The sequence below is a fragment of the Bacillota bacterium genome, assembly GCA_040754675.1.
Lineage (GTDB): Bacteria > Bacillota > Limnochordia > Limnochordales > Geochordaceae > Geochorda.
Window position 1 is genome coordinate 1 of the sequence record JBFMCJ010000764.1, and the last position, 1,622, is coordinate 1,622.

Consider the following 1,622-nt stretch of genomic DNA (forward strand, 5'->3'; position numbering starts at 1 on the left):
CGGCATGCACGGCTCGCCTGGCCCGGATGGGTTGCCCGGCGGGCGCGACGCCTCGGGTGCGGGTGGCTTCCCGATCACGCCGGGTACTTACTACGTCACCCACGGGCGGCTGGTCGACTACAAGCGGGTCGACCTCCTGGTGCAGGCGTTCAACCGCCTGGGCAGGCCCCTGCTCGTCATCGGCGACGGGCCGGAGCGCCGCCGCCTCCAGGCCCTTGCGGGGCCGGGGATCAGGTTCCTGGGAGCGGTGGACGACGAGGCTCTGCCCGGATATGTCGCCAACGCTCGAGCGTTCGTCTTTGCTGCCGATGAAGATTTCGGGATCGCCCCCGTCGAGGCGCAGGCGGCGGGATGTCCCGTCGTGGCGTACTCACGAGGGGGTGCCGCCGAGACGGTTGTCGAGGGCCGCACGGGCGTCTTCTTCCATGAACAGACCGTCGAAGCCGTCGCCGGCGCCGTGCGCCGCTTCGAGGCCGCCGAGGCGGGCTTCGACCGCGCCGCCATCATGGAACATGCGGCCCGGTTCGGGCCGGAGCGGTTCCGCAGCGAGTTCGCCGGACTGCTCGACCGCGCCTGGCACGCTTTCCTCCGGCGCGGCTCGAAGGGTGTAGGGGCGCTCCCGGAACCCGTGCGCCTGGCTGCACTCTCCGGCCCGATGGGGGACAAGCCTGCATGAACGTCGTAGCGAGAACCGGGACCACAACTGCAGCCACGACCGCACCCACAACGGCAACCGGAAGGACAGCCGCACCCGCCGGCAGTCTCGCCGGCTTGTTTGTCCAGCAGCGGGCGGCGTCACGGGTGCTGATCCCGGCCCTGCTCGCGGCCGCTGACATCGCCGTCGTCACAGCGTGCGGCGCCCTCGCCTACGGGTTGCGCCTGTGGAGCGGCGGGGTGCTCAGTCCGGCCGATTACCTGCAGCTCTGGCCCGCCGCCCTGCTGTTCGTCGCCGGCCTCTACGTCGCCGGGCTCTATCCCGGCTACGGCCTGGAGCCGGTGGAAGAGCTGCGGCGCTGCACGTACGTCACGTCCCTCGTCTTCCTTGCCCTCGGGACCGCCACGTTCGTCCTGAAGGTGGGGCCGCTCTACTCTCGGGCCGTCTTGCTCACGGCCTGGGCGCTGGCGCTGGTGGCGCTCCCCGCCGCCCGTTCGCTCCTGCGCCACCTCCTCAGCCGCACCGGCTGGTGGGGGGAGCCGGTGGTCGTCCTCGGCGCCGGGCAGACCGGGCACCTGGTCGTCCGGCGCCTGACGGCCAACCCGGGCCTCGGGTGGCGTCCCGTAGCCGTCCTCGACGACGACCCGGCCAAGCGTAACGGCTCCGTCGAGGGCGTGCCCGTGCTGGGCGGCCTGGAGCTCTGCGTTCCCCTGGCCTCCACCGGCCGGGTCTCACGGGCGATCCTGGCCATGCCGGGTTCGACGTGGCAACGCCTGGCCGGCATCATCGACCACGAGGCGCATCGCTTCCTGCGCGTCAGCGTGGTGCCCGACCTCTTCCAGGTGCCGAGCCTGTGGGTGAGCCCGCGAGACCTGCAGGGCATCCTGGTGCTCGACATCCGCCGCAACCTGCTCGACCGCCGCATGCGGGCGGCCAAGCGCCTGGTGGAGACGCTGCTGGCGCTGGC

Annotated in this window: 2 protein-coding genes; both read left to right on the forward strand. The window is 72.1% G+C overall.

Annotated features, from left to right (window positions below):
* Positions 1-676: glycosyltransferase (locus AB1609_23380; GenBank protein ID MEW6049376.1), on the forward strand; the 676-nt coding region annotated here is incomplete at its 5' end.
* A 95-nt stretch (positions 677-771) separates the two neighbouring features.
* Positions 772-1,622 (forward strand): undecaprenyl-phosphate galactose phosphotransferase WbaP (locus AB1609_23385; protein ID MEW6049377.1); only part of this gene is annotated, 851 nt, incomplete at its 3' end.